Annotated in this window: 16 protein-coding genes; 14 read left to right on the top strand and 2 right to left on the bottom strand. The window is 39.6% G+C overall.

From position 1 onward, the window contains the following. Window positions 1-200 precede the first annotated feature (200 nt). From Q0E20_RS07310 to Q0E20_RS07275, 8 genes are all read left to right on the top strand, one after another. A complete protein-coding gene (locus Q0E20_RS07310) occupies window positions 201-1,187 on the top strand; it encodes an inverse autotransporter beta domain-containing protein (protein ID WP_295998432.1) in 987 nt (328 codons plus the stop codon). 139 nt (window positions 1,188-1,326) lie between these two features. Then, a complete protein-coding gene (locus Q0E20_RS07305; protein ID WP_295998429.1) occupies window positions 1,327-1,752 on the top strand; it encodes a hypothetical protein in 426 nt (141 codons plus the stop codon). A gap of 279 nt (window positions 1,753-2,031) precedes the next feature. Beyond that, window positions 2,032-3,963, top strand: coding sequence for a cation-translocating P-type ATPase (locus Q0E20_RS07300; protein WP_295998426.1), 1,932 nt, complete (start codon window positions 2,032-2,034; stop codon window positions 3,961-3,963). Window positions 3,964-3,997: 34 nt separating this feature from the next. Continuing rightward, entirely contained in the window at window positions 3,998-4,588 is a 591-nt protein-coding gene (locus Q0E20_RS07295) for a nitroreductase (RefSeq protein WP_295998424.1), read from the top strand. Window positions 4,589-4,990: 402 nt separating this feature from the next. Continuing rightward, entirely contained in the window at window positions 4,991-5,512 is a 522-nt protein-coding gene (locus tag Q0E20_RS07290; protein WP_295998420.1) for a MarR family winged helix-turn-helix transcriptional regulator, read from the top strand. A 173-nt stretch (window positions 5,513-5,685) separates the two neighbouring features. After that, entirely contained in the window at window positions 5,686-6,117 is a 432-nt protein-coding gene (locus Q0E20_RS07285) for a hypothetical protein (protein WP_295998418.1), read from the top strand. Window positions 6,118-6,276: 159 nt separating this feature from the next. Next, window positions 6,277-7,047 (top strand): carboxymuconolactone decarboxylase family protein, encoded by a 771-nt coding sequence (locus Q0E20_RS07280; RefSeq protein WP_295998415.1) that lies wholly within the window; start codon window positions 6,277-6,279, stop codon window positions 7,045-7,047. A gap of 42 nt (window positions 7,048-7,089) precedes the next feature. Continuing rightward, window positions 7,090-7,698, top strand: coding sequence for a site-2 protease family protein (locus tag Q0E20_RS07275; RefSeq protein ID WP_295998413.1), 609 nt, complete (start codon window positions 7,090-7,092; stop codon window positions 7,696-7,698). A 108-nt stretch (window positions 7,699-7,806) separates the two neighbouring features. Here Q0E20_RS07275 and Q0E20_RS07270 read toward each other — a convergent pair whose 3' ends face one another. Then, a complete protein-coding gene (locus tag Q0E20_RS07270; protein ID WP_295998410.1) occupies window positions 7,807-8,040 on the bottom strand; it encodes a (2Fe-2S)-binding protein in 234 nt (77 codons plus the stop codon). Between the two features lie 159 nt (window positions 8,041-8,199). Here Q0E20_RS07270 and Q0E20_RS07265 point away from each other — a divergent pair, with 159 nt between their 5' ends. The 6 genes from Q0E20_RS07265 (at window position 8,200) to Q0E20_RS07240 (ending at window position 17,661) form a co-directional block, all read left to right on the top strand. Continuing rightward, window positions 8,200-9,348 (top strand): glycoside hydrolase family 3 protein, encoded by a 1,149-nt coding sequence (locus Q0E20_RS07265; RefSeq protein WP_295998406.1) that lies wholly within the window; start codon window positions 8,200-8,202, stop codon window positions 9,346-9,348. Between the two features lie 85 nt (window positions 9,349-9,433). Then, window positions 9,434-10,978 (top strand): ClC family H(+)/Cl(-) exchange transporter, encoded by a 1,545-nt coding sequence (locus tag Q0E20_RS07260; protein ID WP_295998402.1) that lies wholly within the window; start codon window positions 9,434-9,436, stop codon window positions 10,976-10,978. A gap of 571 nt (window positions 10,979-11,549) precedes the next feature. Beyond that, a complete protein-coding gene (larA, locus tag Q0E20_RS07255; RefSeq protein WP_295998399.1) occupies window positions 11,550-12,824 on the top strand; it encodes a nickel-dependent lactate racemase in 1,275 nt (424 codons plus the stop codon). Window positions 12,825-12,884: 60 nt separating this feature from the next. Further along, entirely contained in the window at window positions 12,885-13,682 is a 798-nt protein-coding gene (locus Q0E20_RS07250) for a sulfite exporter TauE/SafE family protein (protein ID WP_295998397.1), read from the top strand. Window positions 13,683-14,081: 399 nt separating this feature from the next. Beyond that, window positions 14,082-16,904, top strand: a complete 2,823-nt coding sequence (locus Q0E20_RS07245) for an FAD-binding and (Fe-S)-binding domain-containing protein (protein ID WP_295998392.1) — start codon at window positions 14,082-14,084, stop codon at window positions 16,902-16,904. 145 nt (window positions 16,905-17,049) lie between these two features. Next, window positions 17,050-17,661: a tetratricopeptide repeat protein gene (locus Q0E20_RS07240; RefSeq protein WP_295998389.1), complete on the top strand. Its 612-nt coding sequence runs from the start codon at window positions 17,050-17,052 to the stop codon at window positions 17,659-17,661. Window positions 17,662-17,672: 11 nt separating this feature from the next. On the opposite strand, the gene Q0E20_RS07235 is transcribed toward Q0E20_RS07240, so the two are convergent. Beyond that, the gene (locus Q0E20_RS07235; protein ID WP_295998386.1) at window positions 17,673-18,050 is read right to left on the bottom strand and encodes a type II toxin-antitoxin system HicB family antitoxin; all 378 of its coding nucleotides are present in this window, start codon (window positions 18,048-18,050) and stop codon (window positions 17,673-17,675) included. Window positions 18,051-18,116 lie beyond the last annotated feature (66 nt).

Raw genomic sequence — 18,116 nt, 5'->3', positions numbered from 1 at the left:
GATCCGTAAACTTAAATCAGGTGTCTAATCAATAAACTAAAATCATGAGCCTAATCTATAAACGGCTGTAACGGCATGCACAGTGAACGCATATTGTTACAGCCGTTTTTTGACAGTATATACCTTTTTTCGGTATACTAATATATATTTCATTAGTTTTTCATTAATGAATTGTGAGCGTTAGATATGAGAGAGTGTATATGCGATTTTTAGTGTGTGTGTTGTGTGGGATGTTACTAGCTCCGACGGTGTGGGCCAGTGATGTGGCATCTTCTGCGACGAAGAGACAAGTGAATACGGAGGCGTTTCATATTTCACCAGCCTATTTACCTGATCATCAGATTGGTAAAAGTGGTCCATTGGTGATGGATACCACAGAGCGTAAGACCACGCATTATTCTAGTGTTGATGCCGTCAATTCTGCTATTAATGTGGCGGTTGTGTCCAACCTTAACGATGATATGCATACTCATGGTAAAGCTTGGATGAAACGAACCACGGTAGCCTTTAGCTTTCAGAAACACTGGAAGCCTTTGTATAGTGCGGAAACGGTGCAGCCTATAGGTCATTATGACGATCGGTCCCGCCAAGTTTGGTTTACCCAAGGATCCGTAGCGCGTGCTGCAGATATTGGTACAACTTTAAATAGCGGTTTAGGCTATCGCCGCATCAGTAGAGATGAACGTCATTTGCATGGTGTCAACGTGTTTTATGATCATCGTTTCACTCATCATCATGGTCGCGTTGGCATTGGTTATGAGTATATGTCTGGTGAAAGCGAACTGCGATTAAATTATTATCGTGGTACAGTAGGAGATCGTTTGATAGACAATGCGACCGTACAAAGTGTGACTAACGGTTATACCTTAGAATATGGTAAAACCTTTAAGAATGCTCGGTGGGCTCGTGTGTATGGCGAAGCGTACCATTGGAATTTAAAACGTGAGGCGGATAAGAATGGATTCCGTATGGGAACAGAGTTACAATTGACTCCGCACATATCCATTGATATAGGCTATAATAAACCTGAACGTGCTTCCGGTAGTGGTTATGGTAAAATCATGTTCCACTTGGCTGGCGCAGATATAGCTTGGTATGGTGGTAAACATAAACTTGATACTGAATCTACAGTGCGTTCTAAAATGCTTGAAAAAGTAAGACGAGATAATACGGTTACTGTAGAGTAATAAAATGGAACTGTTTTGTAGCAGTTCCATTTTTAAATTAGTCTATATTAGGATTGTTAAAAAATTCTCTAAGTATGTAATAATAAAAAATATGTTATAATTAATTTACTATTTATAGATTTAGAGAGAGAAGTTTATTATGGACGTTACGAAGCCCCTATTATGGCTATTAGAACCGTATATCGTATACAAAGCCTATTTGTGGGGGCTTCAATTTTATTCGCATCCTATCACTTGGGAAGGTGAGCTTGATTGGTTTTCTTTAACCTTAAGTGCGTTGCTCGCCATTGATGCGATTGTATTACCACTATTACTGCTATATTTACCTGTGTGTAATCCGGACAAGGCCGTGCCACGATGGATTATGAGAATCATCAATTCGTTAGATCGATTTGTGGCATGGATTGAAAGCAAGCAGCTTGGCCCTATATGGATGAACATCATTGGCGCTTTATGGGCCTTTTTTATATACCTCGTGCCAGTTTATATTGGCGGACAACTAGCTATGGCCGTTGTTGTAGCTCTTATTTATGACGTACTGCTATGGGCTACTATGCAGGTATAATATGTATTTGATAGAAATGAAAACTTTCATAAAAATCTAATATAGAAAATAGCGACTAGTTACTTATATTATTAAGTAACTAGTCGCTATTTTTATGTCCCTCAATGGTTAGTGGCTCCCGAATTGGCGGAGCTAACATATATTTCTTCTTGAAAATATACCCCATAGGGTATATAGTGTAGATGATAGATATACCCCTATAGGTATAAATAAAAATGAGATAAACATACCAACGGGTATGAAAAAAGGTAGGTATATACATTTTCATAGGAGGTACATATGGTAACGTGGAAGGAAGCAAAAGAGTGGATCATCAATCATAGCGAACAAGTTACATTAGCTATCGGTGGCATTGGTGTAGTATTGAGTTTGGCGGGTATACGATTTGGATTACCCTTTGATTTAGCGTGGTTAGCTATTATTTTCAATGGATTACCTATCGTATGGGGCGCAGCAGAGGCGATGTATAAGGAATTTGACGTAAAAGCAGATTTGCTTGTGTCCTTAGCCCTTATTGCGGCTGTTATTATTGGAGAATATTTTGCAGCTGCAGAAATTGCTTTCATCATGCAACTCGGTGCCATGCTCGAAGATTTTACTGTATCCAAAGCACAAGCAGGCATTGAACGTCTTGTTAAATTAACGCCTACAACGGCGCGTGTTGTTCGTAATGATACAGAACATAGCATTCCTGCTGATATGGTTACAGTCGGTGATATGATTCGCGTGTTGCCTGGTGAAATCATTCCTGTGGATGGTACAATTCGCATGGGTACTACATCTGTGAATCAATCTGTTATGACTGGAGAATCTATGCCGGTAGACAAACATGTAGGTGATGATGTATTTTCTGGTACAATCAACCAATTCGGTGCATTCGACATGATGGCTACAAAGGCTGGGGAAGATAGCTCCATTCAACGTATGATTAAGCTCGTAAAGGAAACGGATCCAGGCAATGCCAAAATCGTAAGCCTTGCAGATCGCTGGGCTACCTGGATTGTAGTGATGGCCCTTCTTACAGCCGTTGGTACATATCTTGTAACCGGTGAAATGATCCGCGCTGTGACGATTCTCGTTGTGTTCTGTCCTTGTGCATTGGTACTTGCTACACCTGCTGCTATTATGGCGGCGATTTCCAATGCTAGTAAACACGGTTTCCTCGTACGCCGTGGTCACATTATGGAGGAATTAGCTAAGGTTGATACGATTACATTCGATAAAACAGGGACGTTGACACATGGTCGCCCTCAAGTAACGGCTGTGATGTCTATTGGCTCTATGACAGACGATGCGCTATATCATCTAGTGGCTTCTGTAGAGCAAAAATCTGAGCACCCATTGGGTAAGGCTATTGTGTCTGATTACACAACTCATTATGAAGCTCCATTAGCTGCTGTTGAGGATGTTACGATTGTTCCTGGTAAGGGGATTGAGGCGTCTGTAAATGGGGACATACGCACTCGCATTCTTGTTGGTAATACGGCAATGATGAATGTGTCTGATGTGAATATTCCTGATTCTGTGAAAGCTGATGCTGCATCCTATTTAGGTCGTGGTGCATCTATTATGTATGTGGCTATTAATAATGTGTTAGAAGGTTTTATTGCTTTGGCCGATTGTGTTCGTTCTGAAAGCCGCCATGTAGTGGATGATTTATATAGTCTTAATGTAACACCTGTGTTGCTTACTGGTGACCATGGCACAACGGCACAACACATTGCAAAACGACTTAATATGAGTCATGTCATAGCCGACTGCTTGCCAGAAGACAAGATGAATACTGTATCGACATTACAACAACAAGGCCATGTGGTAGCCATGGTTGGCGATGGTGTGAATGATGCACCAGCCCTCAAAAAAGCGGATGTTGGTATTGCTATGGGAGGGATGGGTAGCGATATTGCTGTAGAAGCCTCTGATATTGTTCTAGTTAATGATACAATTTCTGAAATGCCACATATGGTGGCTTTATCTAAACATATGATGCGCACGATAAAGATTAATTTAAGCTTTGCTCTTATTCTTAATGGTATTGCCATTATCTTGGCCATGATAGGAACGCTTTCACCTGTATGGGGAGCCCTCGTACATAACGGAGGTAGTCTGCTCGTAGTGCTTAATTCTGCATTATTACTGTCTTGGAACTATAAATCTAATTCGGTTGAAGACAGAAATTCATATATAGGTAAACTTGTAAAAAATAATTAATTCATAGTAGAATACTTTCATAAGGAGGCTTATTATGAATACCTTAGAATGCATTAAAACACGTCATAGTACGCGTAAATTTAAATCTGAACCGGTGGCGCAAGAATTGCTCGACACTGTGATTGACGCAGGACGCCGTGCACCAACAGGAGGGAATTTGCAGCCCCTTCATTTTATGGTGATTACTAATCAAGAGGTGTTGAAAGAACTAGTTACCATCGTTCAAGAAGAATATGGTCAAACAGAAGTAACCGAACAAACACCACCATATATGGTGAATATTATTAAGATGTCCAAAGAAGGTAAATTTGTATTCCATTACAATGCACCAGCGCTCATCGTATTGGCACATAAACCTGTGTTAGCTAACAATTTCTCTGATGCGGCATGTGCTATGGAAAATATGATGCTTGCCTGCAACGAACTAGACTTAGGATCTTGCTGGGTGAACCAATTGCGTCATCTACAAGACAACGAACGCTTAATCAAACGCCTTCGGGAACTCGGCATGGGCAATGATGAAAAAGTATACGCTAGCCTTGCTATAGGCTATCCAGATCTACCAAATGGATTAAACCGCAGAGAACTCGACATCAAAGGAAATCCTGTAACCTATATTGACTAATAACTAAATATCCAAGGGTCGCTTATGCGACCCTTTTTTCTAATTTTTATAAATTCTTAATGGGTTCTAATGTAAAATGCTATATTGCTATTAGCTAACTATAGATTAGTATGGTGAAGGTGTGGGGGTTCTGAAGCCGACTTTGGCCCTGCGAAGCCCGCAGGGCGGAGACAGACCCTTCTTTTTTGAAATCTTTATAAATTCTTACAGTACTTATTGTGTGGAATAGATGAGGGGAAAAATGACTTCGGGCTCCGCTTGCGCAGTAGCGTGTCATTTTTCCCCTCATCTATGAAACTGTAAATTGCTGAAGAATTTACAAAGATGTATTGACCGCTTACTGGAAAATTGTGTACAATTAATTTAGATTAACATAGTGTGTGTAATGGAGGGCTGGTTTTAATGGCAAAAATAGGTACTTTGGCAGGTTATAAGCGTGTCGCAGAAATTCCAGAAGACGATTATTTATTATTAGAAAATCAAATGGGTTTTCCTTTGTATGTTGTGGCAAAGGAAGTTGTAAATGCATATCGTCCATATTTAGAACCATTGAATTTGACATATACTCAATACATTGTCATGATGGCATTGTGGGAATATGGTGAACTATCTGTTAAAGAGTTAGGTCAAGTGTTGCGTCTTGATTCTGGTACATTGACACCATTGTTGAAAAAATTAGAATTAAAAGGTTTCTTAAAACGTAAACGCAGCCATAGCGATGAACGTGTTGTCATGGTAATTCTTACAGAAGCAGGTCATGCGGTTCGTGGAGAAGCTATAAAAGTACCTAAAAAATTAGTGGCTTCAGCACGGGAGGTTTTTTCTGTGCAAGAAGCAGCTGAATTAAGATCGTTGCTTAATAAACTATTAGATGCTATTGATGTATCCCATGGTGTAGTTAATCCTGAAGATATTAAGCGCTAGACACACTATTCGATACGTAAGTACTAATCCGTTATAATGTTTAGTTGCTAATACGTAAGCCGTAGTAAGTATATTATGTATTGTTTATATATGGTATAATTTAAGTAATTCTTTGTGTTATTGGGGCAATGAGAGTGGCCCCTGTCTTACCGTTTAGGGTGGAGGAGAATATTATGAATAAGAAACTTGTTACCACATTTGCTCTTGCAGCAACATTACTCGTTGGTTCCGTAGCAAGTGCTGCTAACTGGAACGGCTTGGCAAATTATCCAGAAGTACCAAACAGTGCTAATGGTACTGAAACGTATTATTTCGACAAAGCATCTCAATTTAACTTGATTGATGGTAGCCGCAACTACGTATTCGGTATTAATGTAGTTAATATGCATAACAACCAATACGGCGAAGCTACATTGTTTAAATATATTGTTCATCCTAGCTTGCATACCGTATATCGTTTTGCTCAAGATGGTCAAGTATATCAAATTAATCCTGGCACAAACGAATTTAATATGTTCAAGGCTGCTTGGAAAGAAGTATATGGTACAGATTTTGCATTCCCTGATGTAAATGCAGTTCCTGCAACTGTAAACGTTCATGCATAATAATTAAATACTTATACTTGTACGTATGATGGTGAAAGTTCTTATTAGGGGCTTTCACCATTGTTGTATATACATGGATCTATAGTAGGTTTATGTATATGGTAGAATTGTAATAGATGATATTAGGTGAAAGTCCATTCATGGTTTTAGGAGGTAACGATGGCGAAATCTGAATTTGCGCAAGCGTATACGGAACGCATGTTTCCTGATATTGCATCGCCAGCAGGTTATATAGACCCTGAGTTTGAAGATTTATTTGAAAATTTTGCCTTTCACGAGGTTATTATTGAAGATGGTTGTAATGTAGCAGCACATAGTCGTTTTTTGGCTATTTTAGCGACTTTAGTTGGTGCTGGTGCTACAGAAGAGTACTCATTGATGATGCCAGCCGCTTTGAATTTTGGCGTTATTCCTGATGAAATTGTTGAGCTCATTTATCAAGCGGTACCGTATCTTGGAATTGGTCGCGTTCGTCCATTCTTTAAGATTACCAATAAAATTCTTGATTATCGAGACGAAGAAATTCAAAATCCACATCGTAGCACGATTACAAGCGAAAATCGTTTTGAAAAGGGCATTGAAAAGCAAGTGGAAATTTGGGGTGAAGGCATGAAAGACTTTTACCAATCGGGTCCACAAGATATGCGTCACATTAATAAATGGTTATCTAATATGTTTGGTGATTATTATACTCGCAAGGGGCTTAGTACTAAGCAACGTGAGTTGATTACGTTCTGTTTCCTTATGGCTCAAGGCGGTTGTGAAGCACAACTCAAGGCGCATGTCATTGGTAATTTGAATGTAGGAAATGATCGGAAGTTTTTGATTAGTATTGCGTCTCAATGTGTGCCATATATTGGATATCCACGCGTGTTAAATGCATTTACTTGCATTAATGAAGGCGTTTCCGAATGGGAATCCAATCAATAGAGTATAAGGAGTGTTATGATTCTTTCTGGATTAAGTTTGATTATGATTATTGCGTCAATCCCGGCGCTGATTATTGCTGCTGCTGGGCATGAATATGCCCATGCTAAGGCGGCTGATTTATTGGGTGATCCTACACCTCGTATGATGGGGCGTCTTACGATGAACCCTTTTGTACACCTTGATCTCGTTGGTTCGTTAGCCTTTATCCTTGGTGGATTTGGCTGGGCGAAACCAGTGGTTGTCAATCCTACTCATTTTAAGGACCCTCGAACTGATGATATGATTGTATCAATAGCAGGCCCTATGGCGAATCTATTGATGGCTTTTATCGGTTATATTGTTATGCGATCTCTTGAGTTCTTACACTTATTACATGATGAGTCATCGTTGTATCTCGTACTGTTTCTTATTGTTGTATATAACATTAACTTTGCCATACTCAATTTGATGCCTGTACCACCACTCGATGGTAGTCATATTGTGATGAATTGTTTGCCCTTTAAATGGCAAATCCATATAGCACAATTTAGTATGGTATCTTTGATCATTCTCATTGTTATCTTGAATTCGCCTATTGCTTCGCACATCTTTGTGCCATTGCAACAATCGATTCTTAGGGGATTTGAAAGTATCGTTAATTTAGTTCTGTAATAGAATATATGAGCGTGTATTGACAATACCCCTCCTGAAAGTGGACCGGCTACTACACAACTGTAGCTGTTATAGTCATTTTCAGGAGGGGTATTTTGCATATACTTATTAAATTTTTCCTTGCTCTTTCAATTCTGCTAGTAATTTTACGATACGAGGACCACAACCTTTGCCACCGCAGGCACCTGTGCCTGCTCTGGTTGCCTCTTTTACTGCAGGAAATGTATGAGCACCATTAAAAATGGCCTCTTTAATTGTTTTTCGTGTAATGCTTCGGCATGTACACACCTTTGTTAATTTGTCCAGAATCGCTTCTGGTACTTGGTTATTTTCAAATTCCATATATTCCTCTTGGACTCACACGAGTCATTATATACTAAATTACATCGAAACTTTACGATATAGTTAAGTATAGCATAGATAGGGTCAATTTGTTAAGTACATATAATATGGCCTAAGATGATATACTATAAGCGATATAAATTATATTTGGAGGTTACTATGTTACGACGTATCTTAGCAGCGACCATGATTGGTGCATTGGCACTGACAGCAGGCTGCGCTTTACATAACCCGTTTGCTCACAAGTCCGAGCCTGTTACGTATGAATCGGTAGTGCAAAGTGAGCTTTCACCAGAAGAAAAGGTGGACAAATTAGTGGCGAATATGTCCGATGCGGATAAGGTAGGCCAATTGTTGATGATTGGTATTCAGGGCAAGACGCTTAATGATGATGCGAAATTTATGCTTAACGAATATCGGGTGGGTGGCATTATCCTATTTGACCGTAATATGGAGAATAAGGAACAAGTAAAAACGCTCATTACCGATATTAATAAGACAAGTAAAAGTGCAGGCCTTACACCGTTGTTCATCGGTATCGACCAAGAGGGCGGTGCCGTGGCACGCATGGAGGACAAGTTGATTAAGGTGCCCCCTGCAGAAGAGCTAGGGCAAGGTTCTGTTGACCATGCGGTTGATTTAGCTAAACAAGTGGGGACTGAGTTAAAAGGGCTCGGTTTTAACATTAATTTTGCACCTGATGCGGATTTAGGATTAACCTATGGCCGGTCATACAGTACCAATCCTGACCAAGTTGTGAAATTTGCTAGTGCCGTCGGCAAAGCATATGATGAATCTGGCCTATGGTATTCGTATAAGCATTTCCCTGGCATTGGCAAAACCGATGTGGATTTACATGCGGATACTAGTGTGGTACCGATATCTAAAGATACGTTGTTAGCTGAAGATACGAAGGTATTTGCAGACCTCATTAAACAGTCTAAACCAAATACATATGCCATCATGGTATCTCATGCGATGTATCTGCAAATTGACCTAGATCATCCATCTAGCCTGTCTAAGAAAATCATTACTGATTGGCTTCGCAAGGATATGGGGTATAATGGTGTTGTTGTTACCGATGATATGGATATGGGGGCCCTCGCTAAGCACTATACCTTTGGCGATATGGCTGTTCAATCCATTCAAGCGGGCAGTGATATCTTGCTTGTATGCCATGAATATGAACATATGCAAGACGCTTACAATGGTCTTATGAAAGCCGTTAAAGACGGCACTATCTCAAAAGAACGTCTCGATGAATCGGTAAAACGTATATTGCTTATGAAGATGAGCCGAGGCATGTAAATACAAGTAAGGAACGGCACGTATACTAGTTATAAATATACTAATATATAGCTAGCGAAAGTGCGTTCCATAAGGAGGAGAATGCATGAAACTATGGAAAATAAATAAACGCAGCTCTACCTTAGCGGATATGTCTATGAATCGTGTATTATTATCTGAACTAATTGCTAAAGGTGCATTAGTAGGTATTATTGCAGGTTTTTTTGGAGCTGCTTATCGATATTTAATTCTCGAGTCTGAGCATATTAGATGGCATTTGATGGGGGATATTTCTCTAGAATGGGCTATAGGGTGGCTCATTGCTATGGTAGTATTTGCTTTTGCTGTTGATCGATTATTAACATGGGCCCCTTTATCTGGCGGTTCTGGTATTCCGCAAATTGAAGGGGAAATGCTTGGCTTATTTGATATGAAGCCATATCGCACACTGATATCTAAGATGATTGGTGGTGTATTAACTGGTTTTGCAGGGTTTTCTGTAGGTCGTGAAGGCCCGGCCGTACAAATCGGGGGCTCTGCTGGTAAAATCGTGTCCTACTGGATGAATTCTGGCTTACGTGAACAGCGTATCCTCACATCGGCAGGTGCTGGTGCTGGCTTGACGGCTGCCTTCAGTGCGCCTGTATCTGGAGCCATGTTCGTCTTTGAAGAGGTGCACAAGAGCTTTTATCCCTATCTTGTTATTCCTACTTTCGTGGCCACACTTATCTCTAACTATATTACGGTGACTATCTTTGGGCTTACGCCAGCATTGGGTTTTTCTGTAACTACTGGTATGCCTCTCGATTACTTCCCCGTGCTTCTTGGTGTTGGTATTCTGATGGGCCTTTGCGGCGTATTGTTTTGTCGCATGATATTTGCTTTTAAGCGCTTTTTTGATTGGCTTAAGTGTTCTCGTTTTCTAAAACTCGCCCTTACTTTCATTACTGTAGCCGTTATCGGATTTGATTCACAGCTATTATTGGGTGGTGGCAATGATTTAGTGGGGCAGCTTGCTTTTCAATCTCATGGCGTCATTCTTCTCGGTGGTATTGTAATCGGTAAAATTTTGCTCACCACCTTTTGTTATGGTAGTGGCGCTCAGGGCGGGATATTCTTGCCGATGCTCGTTATTGGTGCATCAGCCGGTGCATTTTGTGAAAGTTTGTTTTCGTCTGTAGGCTTAATATCTCCTGATTTTGTTCCACAATTTGTCATTTGTGCTATGGGCGGCATGCTGGCAGCGGCTATGCGAACCCCTATTTTAGCCATTTTATTGGTTCTTGAAATGACGAATAGTTTCTCTAATATTTACGCTATTGGTATCGTTACCATCGTGGCATATTTAGTAGCCGAATTATTAAAAGAACCACCTGTTTACGATTCCTTATTACAAGCGATGACTGGTCAAAGCAACTTAGAAAATGTACAAACATTCTTCCAAACTAAGGTTCCTGTGGTCGCATCATATGTTCATACACAATTACAAGACCTTGCGTTACCAGAAGGAACGTTGATCGTTAGTATTCGTCGTCATGGTACATACATCGTGCCATTGGGGGACGTAAAACTAGAACCGGGTGATGAGTTGCAAGTATCGTGTGAACGAGGGCGGCTAAAAGCAGCTAAATCGTATTTCCAATCTAATTAATTTAACTATGGGGGACGCGAGGAACCTCTAAAGAAATCTCCACCGGCCGGGTCTGACTTCGGCCTACGGCCTTCGCAGGGCCAAAGTCGATTCCTTCAGAGGTCCCTCGCGTTTTCTATTTAGATGTTTATAGATTGGAAATATGATTGTATCTGCATTACCACGAGTTGTAATGGGAAAGGGCCAAAGTCGGTTTTTTAGTAGGACCTCAGTCCTTTCGCAGAACCACATAGATTGGAAATACAATGAATCGTTTAATTTGAGATTACTGATGTTTTATTATCTAAAGTTAACATGATAGAGTTAAACTCTTTTTTGTTGTTTGTTATAGTTTAGATAAATCTTCTTTTTCAATCTAGGTTGAACTGAATTAGAAGATGCGAGAACCCTCTGAAGAAATCGACTTTGGCCCTGCGGAGCCCGAAGGGCGTAGTCAGACCCGGCCGGTGGAGATTTCTTTAGAGGGTTCTCGCATTCCTAAGTATGTAAGTTTAATTGGATTGAGAAGAAGATTTCGCTGCGCCTGAGTATTTCTGTTATACTTAAGGTATGTAATACAGGAGGTGTTGTTATGAAGAGGTATTCTTTCCCTTATGATTATAAAAGTGTAGATGTGTCTATTGATGAGCGGTTTGTGCAGGGGGTTCTGGAGTCTAATGCGGCAGCGTATCAGGCTGAGATGAGTCCAGCTGAGCTTGTTGAGGATGCCCTTGATCATCCGATTCATAGTCCGTCTCTAGAGTCATTGGTTGCAGGAAAGCGTAATATGGTTATTATTACGAGTGATCATACGCGTCCTATGCCTAGTAAGGTGACGTTACCAATTTTGCTTCGTCGTATTCGTGCGGTGAATCCGACGATTGATATTACGATTTTGATTGCTACTGGATTTCACAGGGCTATGACTCATGAGGAGATGGTGCATCGGTTCGGCGAGGATCTTGTGAATCATGAGAAGTTCATTAATCACGATTCCGAGGATGCTGAAAATATGGTGGAAATCGGGACGTTGCCATCTGGTGGCAAGTGTGTTATTAATCGCTTAGCAGTGGAAACAGAATTACTTATCGCCGAAGGTCTGATTAACCCTCATTTCTTTGCAGGTTTTTCTGGTGGCCGTAAATCCGTGTTGCCTGGCGTAGCTTCTAAGGTGACGGTGTTGGCCAATCATTGTGCTGAATTTATTGAAAGCGAACATTCCCGAACTGGTAAAATTGATGAAAATCCAATTCATAAGGATATGTTGTACGCTGCACGAAAAGCGAATTTGCAATTTATCTTAAATGTTATCATCGATAGCAAAAAGGAAATCATCAAGGCAGTAGCTGGTGATTGTGTAGATGCACACAAGGAAGGATATGAGTTTATTCGTTCCTTATCTTCTGTGAAAGCCATACCTGCCGATATCGTTATCACAAGTAATGGTGGATATCCATCTGACCAAAACTTATATCAATCCGTAAAGGGGATGACGGCTGGCGAAGCCTCTTGTAAGGATGGAGGTGTGATTATCATCGCTGCATCCTGCAAGGAAGGCCATGGGGGACAAGCCTTATATGAGGCTTTCAAAAATATGGAAAGTCCTCAACAAATTTTGAATGATATTCACGGTGTACCGCGCAATGAAACAAAGCCATATCAATGGAAAATTCAAATTTTGGCGCGTATCTTACATCACTATAAGGTGATTGTTGTTACCCAAGATTGTGATCATCAAATTATCCGTGATATGCATATGACACCTGCTTCTACATTGGATGAAGCATTGAGCGTTGCCCGTGGCATGATGGGAGAGGATGCATCGATTACTATAATCCCTAATGGATCCACAGTGATTGTAGAATAGTTACGTCTATTGTATTTGTACAATGGCAAGTCCTTTACGTGGTAGTGTAGGAGTGTGATTATGTCTGATAATATAGTTTTGTTTTATTTATTTTTTATTATAGTTGGTTTTTTTACCGCCATGTTCGGTACGATAATTGGCGCAGGTGGAGGTCTTGTATTCGTACCATTATTTATGTATTGGTTCCCAGAATGGTCCCCGTCTATGATTGTGGGAACATCACTATTTTCTGTTATGTGTAATGCCATCTCTGGGTCATTAGCATATTTACGTCAGAAGAAGGTATACGTTAGTGCTGCACTTATATTTAGTATCTCTACATTCCCAGGTGCTATTTTAGGTGCTCGTATGTCTGGATGGTTCACTGGTAATGGATTTATGTTCGCTTTTGGCTGTTTTATGCTATGTGCGTCATTCTTGATTGGTTTTAAGAACTTTGGTAAAAAAGGTGAACGTAAGGAAGAATCTTTGACTAAAGATCAAGTGACGTACAATAAACCAATCGGCATTGCCATTAGTGTTATTGTTGGTTTCATCTCTAGTATTTTCGGCATCGGTGGCGGCCTAGTACATGTGCCTGCTCTGATTTATATCATGGGATTTCCCACACATTTAGCAACGGCTACTAGTCATGCTATTTTGGCGGTGTCGACTGCCGTTGGTGTTATTACACATCTTATAGAGAATCATATTGTCTTTGGCATTGCTATTCCGGCTAGTATTGGTGCCATATTTGGGGCTCAAGTAGGTGCTCAGATTTCCAAACGTCTTAAGGCTAAGGCTATTTTAGCGCTCATGAGTATTGGCGTATTTGCATTGGCTGTCAAATTGATAATTGGCTCGGGTGTGTTGCTTTAAAGTCTATTCCTAAAATGCATAACTAATTCATATTGATAATTCTTAATGTGTACAATACGGAATACTTATAAAGTCTGCATAAGTATTCACATTTTGCTGTCGGTTTGTAATAGTGACATACAGCGGTTAATCCTTATGAATATGCATATTGATAGGGACTACCTATATGGTCTTTAATGCGTGATTACTATATATTTTTATTGATGTATATTTCTAGTACATGGATTTGATTTTCTAGTAGATGAAATTAATTTTCAACTAAAATACGTTTTATATTGTGTATCTATAGAATTTATATTCTGTATACAATTTATGCATAATGGTAGCGAGCGAAATGAGAACGGCGTATACTAGTTATAAACGAAAATTTTCCTAAGGATAGGATTGGAGGCCATTCAAGTGAGTACATTACTTAAAGATTATGATCGCTTTGCCAAAGAAGCAAAGGCGATTTGTAAAGATCGTGTTTATACAGATAATCTACGCCGTTATGCGTATGGTGTAGATGCATCTTGCTATAGCTATTTACCAAAAGTAGTTGTAAAAGCAGCAAGTGAATCTGAAGTACGTCATCTTATTCGTTTGTGTCATCAATGTGGCACACCATTTACTTTCCGTGCAGCAGGCTCCTCTTTGTCTGGACAATGTTCTAGCGAAGATGTGCTTATCGTATGTAATGATGGCTTTAAGAAAATGGAAGTCATCGACGACGGTAAAGCGTTACGTTGTGAATGTGGTGTTATCGGTTCTGATGCTAATGAGTTGTTGAAACCATATAATCGTAAAATTGGTCCAGACCCTGCAACACTTGCTACAGCATTAGTTGGTGGTATTTTGAACAATAACTCCTCTGGTATGTGCTGTGGTACTGCACAAAACTCTTATAAAACAATTCGCTCTATTCGTGTTGTTTTATTAGATGGTTCCATTTTGGATACATCCGATAAGAAGAGCATTGATCAATTCCTCAAAGAAAAACCTCAAATGGTAGAAGATATTTTACAATTACGTAAAGAAATCTTGGCTGATGAAGAATTGACTCATTTGATTCATCATAAATACAAAATTAAAAATACTACAGGCTACGGTTTGAACTCCCTTGTAGACTTCGAAGATATCATCGATATCATTAACCACTTGTTTATCGGTTCCGAAGGCACATTGGGTTTCGTATCTGAAATCGTATATAACACAGTTGAAGACGTACCTCATAAAGGTTGCGGTCTTATGTTCTTCAGCACATTAAATGATGCTTCTCTTGCGGTTGTAGCATTAGCTAATATGGGCCGTGAAAAAGTTGTTGCTGCTGAAATGATGGATTATCAATCTCTTAAAGCAGTTCAAACTCTTGAAAACGTTCCTGATTTCGTTCGTGAAGTACCAGAAGGTACAAGTGCTATCTTGTTCCAAACTGAAAGTTATTCCAAAGAAACTGTAGATGAAAACTTGGCTTTCATTAAAGAACAATTAAAAGATATTCCAACAGCAATTCCAAGTCTTTATTCTCAAGACCCTAAAGAATATGATTCTTGGTGGGCTATTCGTAAAGGTATCTTGCCAATCGTTGGTGGTCAACGTAGAAAAGGTACAACTGTTATCACAGAAGACGTTTGCTTCCAAATCGAAGACTTCACTAAGGGCATTGAAATGCTTACTGAATTATTCCATAAATACGATTTCGTAGATGGTGGTGTTATTTTCGGTCATGCATTGTCCGGTAACGTTCACTTTAACATTACGCCTGACTTCAACGACCCTAAAGATACTAAAAACTTTGGTGATTTGGTAAAAGAAATGTCCGAACGCGTATCTGGTTTCGGTGGTTCTTTGAAAGCCGAACATGGTACAGGTCGTATGGTGGCACCTTTCATTGAAATGGAATGGGGCCGCAAAGCTTACGAAATTAACCGTCGCATCAAAGCTATCTTTGACCCTACTCGCATCTTGAACCCTGATGTTATGATTACTGATGATCCAGATGTGTACAAGAAAAATCTTAAAGCACAATGTGTTATCGATGATGCTTTCACAATTTGTATGGAATGTGGTTTCTGTGAAAAGAATTGCCCAAGCCGTAACTTAACATTAACTCCACGTCAACGTATTGCCTTGTTGCGCGAAACTAAACGCCTTGAAAATGAAGGTAATTTTGCTCTTGCTAACGAGCTTAAAAAAGGTTACGAATATTTCGGTGTTGAAACTTGTGCTGCTTGTTCCATGTGTAAAGGTCTTTGCCCACTTAGTATCGATACTGCACAAATCGCATTGTCCATGCGCCGCATCGATCCTCCAGCACCTGGTTTGGCTAAGAAAATTTACGATAATTTCTCCAGTACTCTTGAAATGTGCCGTGCCGGCGTAAGCCTTGAAGGCATTGCAGGTTCTATTATCACACAAAAAGCAATTTCCAAAATCACTGAAGGGTTACATGGCGTAACTGGCGTGACACCTTATGTACCTAAAACAACACCTAAGGCTAACCGCTATAAATTGAAAAACCGCATTAAACCTACTAACTTTGAAAAGGTTGTATACTTCAGTACTTGTGCGAACCGTGCGTTCCGTCAAAATCAAGGTTATGATGATCAACGTAGCTTGCAACAAGTTGTTGAAAGCCTCTGCAATAAGGCTCAAATCGATGTGATTTATCCTGAACACATCGAAAACCTCTGCTGTGGTTTGAGTTTTGAAAACTATGATGATGTACATGAACGCGCTGTAAAAGATTTACACGATGCATTGATGAAAGCATCTCAAAATGGTAAATACCCAATTGTTATTGATCATAGTGCTTGCTTCAACCATGCGTTCAAACATATGCCAGACTTAGAAATTAATGATATTTCTGAATTCTTATGCAAATATGTAGTACCTCGTCTTGATATTACAAAATGTGATGAACGTGTTATTGTTCATAAACAATGTAAAATTAAAGTATTGGGTAAATCTCAATATATTGAAGACTTGGCACGTCTATGCTCTGACCATGTATTCAATATTAAGTCTTTCGCATGCGATGGCTTTGCTGGTCAAAAAGGTTTCTTCACACCAGAACTTAACAAAGCAGCTACAAAAGACCTTGCTAGTGAAGTTGCCGAATATGGTGCTACACTTGGCGTAAGCTCCAGTTCTACATGTGAAATTGGTCTTGGTGAAAACGGCGGCATCCCATTCGTAAGCGTTGCATACTTGTTGGATCGTTGCTCGAAAGCTAAAAAATAGGACTAACAAGTAGTTTCTATATAACGAAACACTAACTACATAATGAAAAAGGACGAGTTGCGGCTCGTCCTTTTTTTGTATATAGTTTTAGTATAATTATGATAGTAATACATGATGTATTAATTGGCTAATCGAAAGGTACTGTATGAAATATATTCTATTATGTTTTTGTTTGTTTAGCCTATTAGGTTGTGGTACAGAGACTAAGACTCAGCAAGATGCTAAACCTACAACAACAGCTAACGAACAGGCTAAAACAAATCAAAGTCAAGATTCTCACATAATTGCAGCTAAGCAGGCTTTATCCTCTGGTGATTATGTCAAAACAATCGAGGAGGCGACAGCTTCTATTAAGAATAATCCTAATAATGCCGAAGCCTATTCTATCCGTGGGTTTGCAACAGCGCTCAATGGCGATACCGCTAAAGGTTTAGTTGATACGAAAAAGGCCTATGATTTAGATCCTAATAATGTAGCGAATTACTACAATATGGCTATGGTCTATAAGTTACAAGGTCAATTACAAGAGTCTAAACAATGGTTTGAAAAGGTATTAGAAAAGGACCCTAGTAATACCTGGTCTGTGTATGGTATTGCTACCATTTATGCAGATCAAGGGGATGATACTAGAGCCCTTGATTGGCTTGAAAAAGCTATTAATATTGATCCCTCTGTAAAGGCTGTTGCTGCTGAACAAGATCATTTTGAACGGTTTCACAATAATGAACGCTTTAAGCAACTTGTGGAAAGTAAATGATGAGTATTAGTTTATAGCGTTTTTTCTACTAATGCTTCTTGTAGAATTTGGGAGAAATTGATACCTTTCGCTAGCGCTCTATCGTTTAGCCATGCAGGAATGGTTAAGGTTTTCTTTATAGACTTACTATTTTTAGCTAAATCAATATCTGTTTGCACTAATGTAGGATATGTGGTATCCGTACAAGATAAGTTGCGAATAGATGTAGGAGTTGGTAAACTTTCCCCGTCCTCTAAGGCACCTAAAATATATAGCTCCATTGCTTCTTGTGCATTAGTTACAAGCTCTGTTAGCGTTGAGCCAGTACTGCTAGTATATTCTAAGTCTGGAAACTCAGCCCAGAAACCATCAGCATCGTCATGGATTATAGCAGGGTATATAAATTTCATAGGTCCTCCTTATTTAAGTCCTGTTCATTTCAAAATAGTATTTAATAAACCTGTAGGTACATCTTT

This window comes from uncultured Veillonella sp. (assembly GCF_934230905.1).
In the GTDB taxonomy this organism is placed as follows: domain Bacteria; phylum Bacillota; class Negativicutes; order Veillonellales; family Veillonellaceae; genus Veillonella.
This window is presented reverse-complemented; position numbering and strand designations above follow the sequence as displayed.

Bases quoted from the DNA above. Each gene is read 5' to 3' on its own strand.
- Q0E20_RS07250 (WP_295998397.1), top strand. From the start codon at position 12,885: ATGTCTGATAATATAGTTTTGTTTTATTTATTTTTTATTATAGTTGGT.
- Q0E20_RS07280 (WP_295998415.1), top strand. From the start codon at position 6,277: ATGGCGAAATCTGAATTTGCGCAAGCGTATACGGAACGCATGTTTCCT.
- Q0E20_RS07310 (WP_295998432.1), top strand. From the start codon at position 201: ATGCGATTTTTAGTGTGTGTGTTGTGTGGGATGTTACTAGCTCCGACG.
- Q0E20_RS07275 (WP_295998413.1), top strand. From the start codon at position 7,090: ATGATTATTGCGTCAATCCCGGCGCTGATTATTGCTGCTGCTGGGCAT.
- Q0E20_RS07290 (WP_295998420.1), top strand. From the start codon at position 4,991: ATGGCAAAAATAGGTACTTTGGCAGGTTATAAGCGTGTCGCAGAAATT.
- Q0E20_RS07295 (WP_295998424.1), top strand. From the start codon at position 3,998: ATGAATACCTTAGAATGCATTAAAACACGTCATAGTACGCGTAAATTT.
- Q0E20_RS07270 (WP_295998410.1), bottom strand. From the start codon at position 8,040: ATGGAATTTGAAAATAACCAAGTACCAGAAGCGATTCTGGACAAATTA.
- Q0E20_RS07300 (WP_295998426.1), top strand. From the start codon at position 2,032: ATGGTAACGTGGAAGGAAGCAAAAGAGTGGATCATCAATCATAGCGAA.
- Q0E20_RS07260 (WP_295998402.1), top strand. From the start codon at position 9,434: ATGAAACTATGGAAAATAAATAAACGCAGCTCTACCTTAGCGGATATG.
- larA (WP_295998399.1), top strand. From the start codon at position 11,550: ATGAAGAGGTATTCTTTCCCTTATGATTATAAAAGTGTAGATGTGTCT.
- Q0E20_RS07285 (WP_295998418.1), top strand. From the start codon at position 5,686: ATGAATAAGAAACTTGTTACCACATTTGCTCTTGCAGCAACATTACTC.
- Q0E20_RS07235 (WP_295998386.1), bottom strand. From the start codon at position 18,050: ATGAAATTTATATACCCTGCTATAATCCATGACGATGCTGATGGTTTC.
- Q0E20_RS07265 (WP_295998406.1), top strand. From the start codon at position 8,200: ATGTTACGACGTATCTTAGCAGCGACCATGATTGGTGCATTGGCACTG.
- Q0E20_RS07240 (WP_295998389.1), top strand. From the start codon at position 17,050: ATGAAATATATTCTATTATGTTTTTGTTTGTTTAGCCTATTAGGTTGT.
- Q0E20_RS07305 (WP_295998429.1), top strand. From the start codon at position 1,327: ATGGACGTTACGAAGCCCCTATTATGGCTATTAGAACCGTATATCGTA.